3 protein-coding genes and 4 pseudogenes are annotated in these 6,554 nt (G+C 59.4%); 4 read left to right on the top strand and 3 right to left on the bottom strand.

The window, feature by feature from the left end; genetic code table 11:
* Window positions 1–1,147 (top strand): annotated as a pseudogene (locus IAG25_RS40745) (hypothetical protein); the annotation flags it as partial.
* A 303-nt stretch (window positions 1,148–1,450) separates the two neighbouring features.
* Here the strand turns inward: IAG25_RS40745 and IAG25_RS40740 are convergent.
* Window positions 1,451–1,618: pseudogene (locus IAG25_RS40740) on the bottom strand (IS3 family transposase); the annotation flags it as partial.
* Entirely contained in the window at window positions 1,552–1,773 is a 222-nt protein-coding gene (locus tag IAG25_RS40735; protein ID WP_375336579.1) for a transposase, read from the bottom strand. The pseudogene IAG25_RS40740 and the gene IAG25_RS40735, both read right to left, overlap by 67 nt.
* A gap of 85 nt (window positions 1,774–1,858) precedes the next feature.
* Between IAG25_RS40735 and IAG25_RS40730 the strand changes: the two are divergent.
* Together IAG25_RS40730 and IAG25_RS40725 are read left to right on the top strand one after the other, a co-directional pair.
* Window positions 1,859–2,135 (top strand): annotated as a pseudogene (locus IAG25_RS40730) (DDE-type integrase/transposase/recombinase); the annotation flags it as partial.
* 282 nt (window positions 2,136–2,417) lie between these two features.
* The gene (locus IAG25_RS40725; protein ID WP_187609847.1) at window positions 2,418–5,330 is read left to right on the top strand and encodes a pentapeptide repeat-containing protein; all 2,913 of its coding nucleotides are present in this window, start codon (window positions 2,418–2,420) and stop codon (window positions 5,328–5,330) included.
* Window positions 5,331–5,408: 78 nt separating this feature from the next.
* Here IAG25_RS40725 and IAG25_RS41995 read toward each other — a convergent pair.
* A pseudogene (locus tag IAG25_RS41995) lies at window positions 5,409–5,612 on the bottom strand (hypothetical protein); the annotation flags it as partial.
* 366 nt (window positions 5,613–5,978) lie between these two features.
* On the opposite strand from IAG25_RS41995, the gene IAG25_RS40720 reads away from it, so the two are divergent.
* Window positions 5,979–6,554, top strand: a 576-nt coding sequence (locus IAG25_RS40720; RefSeq protein WP_304502708.1) for an IS4/Tn5 family transposase DNA-binding protein, incomplete at its 3' end; no start/stop codon positions are given.

Here is a 6,554-nt window from a genome sequence, read left to right as displayed (position 1 = left end):
GTTAGCGTCCCATGATGTTCACCTTGTGCGCCAGGCCAAGGACATGAAAGCACGCGCTTCGGACGTGGAACAGTGGGAACCCGACGGCGCGCAAGTCCTCGAGGACATCCAGAAGCTGCCGCCTGGCTATCGGCGCGAACCGCTGACCGCGCTCGCCGGCCAGGTCTGGTCGCTGCCGAAAGAGACCCGGCAGGCCGCCTTCGATCGTCTGCTGGAAGCGGTTCTCGCACTCGACGTGGCCGACCGGGGCGAGCCTCTGGCCGCGCTCGCCCGCCAGATCTACCGCCTGCCTACAGGAACCCGGCCGGCCGCCTTCGAGCGTCTGCTGGAGGCGGTTCTCGCACTCGACGTGGTCGGGCGGGGCGAGCCTCTGGCCGCGCTCGCCGGCCAGATCGAGTTGCTGCCTGAAGGGCCCCGGCCGGCCGCTTTCGAGCCTCTGCTGGAGACGGTTCTCGCACTCGACGTGGCCGAGCGGGGCGAGCCCCTGACCGCGCTCGCGTGCTGGATCGGGTCGCTGCCTGAAGGGACCCGGTCGGCCGCCTTCGAGCATCTGCTGGAGGCGGTTCTCGCACTCGACGTGGCCGGGCGGGGCGAGCCCCTGACCGCGCTCGCGCGCTGGATCGGGTCGCTGCCCGAAGGGATCCGGCCGGCCGCCCTCGAGCGTCTGCTGGAGGCGGTTCTCGCACTCGACGTGGCCGGGTGGGGCGAGCCGCTGGCCGCGCTCGCTGGCTGGATCGAGGCGCTGCCTTACGGGAACCGGTCGGCTGCCTTCGAGCGTCTGCTGGAGGCGACTCTCGTACCCGACGTGGCCGACCGGGGCGAGCCCCTGGTCGCGCTCGTCGACCAGATCTGGGCGCTGCCTGAAGGGGTCCGGCAGGCCACCTTCGATCGTCTGCTGGAGACGACTCTCGTATTCGACGTGGCCGACCGGGGCGAGCCCCTGGTCGCGCTAGCCGACCAGATCTGGGCGCTGCCTGTAGGGACCCGGCAGGCCACCTTCGATCGTCTGCTGGAGGCGGTTCTCGCACTCGGCGTGGCCGACCGGGGCGAGCCTCTGGCCGCGCTCGCGCGCTGTATCGACCACCTGCCTCAAGGGACCCGGCAGGGCGCCTCCGAGAGTTTGTCTGCCGCGCTTCAATCAAGATGAGAGTGCGCCGGGAGACCAAGGAGTAGATGGTGAGGCGTTGTCAAGTTGACATCGCTGACGGGTGGAATGACGAGATGAAGAAGATCAAGCCGCATTATCACGGTTTCCGTTTCCCCGCCGCGGTCATCAGTTGCGCGGTACGTTGGCACCACCGATTCAATCTGAGCCTGCGGAGCACCTCGGGCTCGACCTGGAGGTGTTCGTGAAGCTGCAGGGTGTGCGAGCCGTACGTGCTGTGGCACGCGGTGGACGAACACGGAGTGACATTGCCCGCGAATTTCGGATCCCTTAACTGAGCGGAGATTATGCCACCCGTTGGTTCTGGGCGGCGTACCAGTCCTGCTCGAATTGCATCGGGCTGACGTAGTCTAACGGCGAGTGCAAGCGCGAATGATTGTAGAAGCTCAGCCAGTCGATAACCTCGTCCATCGCTTCTCGACGCGTTGCAAAGCGATGACCGAGAATGCGGGCAGCTTGCCAGCGCTATCGGCCTTTACCCAGTGGTGCAGCGTCTTCGGACTGATGCTTAGTATTTTTGCTACGGCCGCCATGCTCTGGCGGCCACGCACCATGCGCACGGCTTCGATCATGAATTCCTGCGTATACCGTGCTCTCGGATTACCCATCCTTGTTTCCTCCTTGCATGAGTTTTACACACTCAGCAAGGGATCCCTTTTTTGCGGGCAAGCTCAGAGCCGAGCTTGACGTGCTCGGCGCGACAAGGCTGCAGCCAGACGCTTCTTAAGGAAAGTGCTGCGTTCACATCCGGTACCCACGAAGATCGTGACCGACCTGCTACGTAGCTTCCCGGCTGCAAAGGCGGAACTGCCTGAGCTGGCCAGTGTGAAGCACGTCGCTTGGTCCGATCCGTCAGCACTTCGCATTGCCCCGGCACCGGATGGACGCGGCATGCCACCGCGAACAGCGGAAGGCGCGTTTGCGCGCATGGTATGACTGGGCTGGCGTGCGCCTCTTTCATGCGAATTAACAGGATACCTTAGTTTGTTAGAATGGCTCGCCGAAATACGCACGATTCGGATGACGGCGGGTCGAGCAGCACGCAAATTGGCGAACTTCAGGCAGATTCGCCAATGCGCGTTAGCCCGATCCTAGTCATCATGGAGCGTGTTGACCTACAGCCATCCGGGCAAGCGAATTGTCCTGCACGTTCGATGGTGAAGCCGAATGCAAGGAGAGGGGAACCATCTTTCAGCGATCCGTGCATCAATGGCAACCTAAACAGCGTAAATTGACCAGGACCACCTCCGCTATGCCGGTTGTAACTGCACAAACCTTTGCACGAGCTTTTTTCGGTAAAACGCCAATTGATGGGCAGATGAACCGTTTCGGGGGAGGCTCGCACGAGGCCTTCCGGCTGGGCGTGGACGGCAAAAACGTTCCCACGTTTAGCAGTAAAGCCTTTTGGGGCGCCACCGCCAACACGGAAGAAAGCATGGGGAAACGGGCGGGGGACTTCAATATTTCCCGCTCACGTGGGACAGTGACTGCGGCGATCACCCTGTTGACTGCGTTTATTGGACTGCTCATCGAGCGGGTTTGCAAGTGCATCAGCAGCTACCAGAAAGAAGATGCCGTCACACAAGCGGTGGTGGATCTTCAAAAGGAAATCCTCGAAAAGGCTCACGTGATTGAGGGTCCGGGTAATCATTCTGTTTCGATAGAGCTGAAACACGGCGGTGAGTTGGAGGTTTCCGAGGATACCGGCGCGAACGGCACAGTCCTCACCATTACTGTGAAGACTGGCGAGACGTCGGAGTCCTTTGCCATCGAGGATTGCGACATCGATGCCCTCAAGTCGCTTCTGGAACGGGAAATTGTTATGCACGAGGCAGATGATTACCGGTACGGGGAAGCCATTGACCGCATCCCGCAGGCGAGACGGGATTGGCTCGCAGGACGTAGTGCGCTGCGGGAAGGGGAGGACCTGGGCGGAGTGGACCTGCGCGGAGCGGACCTGGCCGGAACGGACCTGCGCGAGGCGGACCTGCGCGGAGCGAACCTGCGCGGAGCGGACCTGCGCGGAGCGGACCTGCGCGGAGCGAACCTGAGCGGAGTGGACCTGAGCGGAGTGGACCTGAGCGGAGCAAACCTGAGCGGAGCGAACCTGAGCGGAGCGGACCTGTACTGCGCGGACCTGAGCAGAGTGGACCTGCGCGGAGTGGACCTGCGTGGAGTGGTGGACCTGCGCGGAGCGAACCTGAGCGGAGCGAACCTGAGCGGAGCGACCCTGTACGGGATGAACCTGAGCGGGAGGAGGTTGGCCAACGCGAACCTGAGCGGAGCGAACCTGAGCGGAGCGGACCTGTACCGCGCGGACCTGAGCGGAGTGGACCTGCGCGGAGCGGACCTGCGCGGAGTGGACCTGCGTGGAGTGGACCTGCGCGGAGCCAACTTGGGCGAAGCTAACCTAAGCGGAGCGAACCTGCGCAGAGCGGCCCTGAGCGGAGCGAACCTGAGCGGAGCGGACCTGCGCGGAGCGGACCTGGACATAGTGGACCTGAGCAGAACGAACCTGAGCGGAGCGAACCTGAGCGTAGCGAACCTGCGCGGAGCGGACCTGCGCGGAGCGGACCTGAGCGGAACGGACATGAGCGGGGCAGACCTGTCCCTGGTAGACATGCGCGCGACGACCTTGGCTCAGACGACATTTTCGCTGGAAACTATCATCCGTCGCGATCTGTTTACCGACGAAATGCTTTCCAAGATTACCTTCTCTGGACTATCAGCGGACTTGCGCCGTCCAGAAGCACGTGATGTTCTTTTTAACCACCGGAACAATCCTCGTTCCGGCAGCATCCTGACTGCCATAGATAGACGGTTAAAGGGTGATAGAAAGATCCAGTGTATGGAAGTGGCGATAAAGGCGCTAGACGACGTCATGAGCGCAGGTGTCAACGATCCTGATGTTCAAGCTGTGGTCACGGAGTTCCTGCTCGCTCATCCTGAGTATCAGGATAAGAGTGTTTCGATCGATTCCTTTGTTCAGAAGATGCTTCCAAGGCTGTTCTCGAGCTATCAGGATGTTCTATTCCCGGCGGAGAGTTGGCCCCTATCCGCACTGAAGGTCATGCTGGGGCATGCACAGACACAGTTGACACAACCGGAACCCGAGGGCTACGCATGGGCTCGTGAGAACAGCTTCAGTTTGCTGCAGATACTGGATGCGGCGGAACGGCAAGAAGAGCTGGGTGAGCGTGCATCGGCGCTGCGCAAGACTTACCTAAGCGTACTTCCTGATAAATTGAAACGGTTTGTGACAATATCCTCTGAGTTAATGTGCGAGCCGGAGTCGTCATATTTTCCGTTGCTTGCCAAGGAAACGGAGGTTTGCATCCTGCTGACCAAAGATGACTTTAAGAACGGTATGCGGGCCCCCGACGAGCCGGGTGAAGAGTTAAGCAATGTATTCGTTGCCGTCGACTGGAGTCGTATGCCTGATGAATCGAGTGGCAAACCTGACGAATTGATGATGGCAAAAGCGGAGTTCTATCCGCTTTTCAATCAGACGCACCTTGCGCAATTCCGTGTGTTGCATGCCCAAAGCATCTCGCGACTATCGGGTCAGTCGCTGGAGAAGATCGTGAAGGCCGTGATTCCCTCGGAGTATGTCGAAGGTTACATGATTGGGGCCGCCGGCCGCGTGAGCCAGAAGTGGACCACTCCGCAGGCCCAAGCGGATCTGAAGCGGTTCATTCTTCCGATGGTGGGGCATGATCACGATGATTTCGTCGTGTTCAAGGAGTTCTCGAATGCGCGTTTTCAAAAAGGCCTGCTGGAGCAGCTCTTTGCGGAGGCCGAGGCAGTACATGGTGCCCTGACCGACGCCGAAAAGGCTTTTTTCCTCAGATCCCATGCAGCCGCATTGTCGTACGCGAGTAGTTCCCTGATGTTTGGTGAGGAATTGGATTCGCCAGAAGGGCTGCGCGTATTGGCGGTCGCAATGCTGAATCATGCCGACGACCTAGATCCTAATGTCAAGGGCTTTTCAAAAGACGAACTGGTGGATCACAAGGGGCGGCTCCTTGGGGAGAGGAAACTCCTCACGTGCACAAAGCTACTTTCCGGCAAACTGCAAGAAGCGCTACGAGACAAGGCGAAGAATAATATACGCTTGGAGGCAATCTATACCGCAGCCTTACCTGCAAAATGGAGACAATATTGAGGTTCGTCCGGTTGCTGCGGTATCGGGCAATGATGGCCGTCAGTGAACGCGCAGCGCTGGCGGCATCGTTGTGCGGTTTCAAACTGAAGTGCAACACGGAGTCTCGTGTGTAGAACCGTGAGGTTGGCTCGCTGAGGCAAGCGTCGCAGCGCAGACCTCGAATGGAAATTGGAACGCGTGAGTCGCGCGGGGCCGGCTGTTCAGGCTGTCGCCGATGGCGTCGAATTCTTTCTGACTGTAGAAAGACAGGTTAGTGCCTTTGGGCAAATATTCCCGCGACAGCATCTACCGCTTCAAGGAACTTTACGACAAGGGCGGTGACCGAGCGGACCGGGCGACAGGACTGGCGTTGCGCATGACATCAACCACGCGAGCTATGCTCGCCGGCTTTTGCCGGAGAGAGCATGCCCGCGCACCGGATGAATATGCGCATGATCAAGGACGTTTTACGACTTAAGTTCGACGGCAGTTTCTCGGCAAACCCACCGGACCCGCGGCCTACGCCCAGCTCGACTACGGGCGCATTCATCAAGAGCTACGTCGCAAGGGCGTGACGCTGAGTAAGCGCGCCCTCAATCTTGCAATTACCCGCGTAATAATAGCAAGTTCTGTTAGCCCGCACTACGTTAGGATATCTATGGATAGAAAATGACTGGTACCGGCCGAGTAGGTGGCGAGGACTGGATCAATCACGAGGTGACGGATAGCAGTTTTCAAGATGCCAGGCTTCGCAGACAATTTCGAAGATTGTTAGAGAGACTATGGTCAGGCGTGGGACAAACTATTCCATTCGTCTGCCAAGACTGGGCGAACACGAAAGGCGCTTACCGCTTCTTGTCCAATGAGCGAGTAAGCGAGCAGGATATTCTGGACGGACATTTCCAAGCGAGTGCTGAGCGCTTTAGGGCGACGGAAGGCCCGATTCCCGTACTGCAAGATACGACAACGTTCTCATATCAGCGGGAACGGCCTGAACTTGTCGGATATACGGGCAAGACCTCGATTCAGCGTGGAAGGCACGGCCTGCAGAAGCCGCTGACGCAATGCGGCATTCTAATGCACTCGAGTCTGGGCGTAACCGCTGAAGGCTTGCCGCTTGGCCTGACGGCCATCAAATTCTGGACCCGTGCCAAGTTCAAGGGCTGCACGGCTTTGAAGCGAAAGGTCAACCCTACGCGTGTGCCAATTGAAGAAAAGGAAAGCTATCGCTGGCTAGAAAATCTG

The organism is Caballeronia sp. EK, assembly GCF_014384845.1.
Taxonomy (GTDB): domain Bacteria; phylum Pseudomonadota; class Gammaproteobacteria; order Burkholderiales; family Burkholderiaceae; genus Caballeronia; species Caballeronia jiangsuensis.
This window is presented reverse-complemented; position numbering and strand designations above follow the sequence as displayed.

Coding starts and splice junctions, on each gene's coding strand:
- IAG25_RS40725 (WP_187609847.1), top strand. CDS start 2,418: ATGCCGGTTGTAACTGCACAAACCTTTGCACGAGCTTTTTTCGGTAAA.
- IAG25_RS40735 (WP_375336579.1), bottom strand. CDS start 1,773: ATGGGTAATCCGAGAGCACGGTATACGCAGGAATTCATGATCGAAGCC.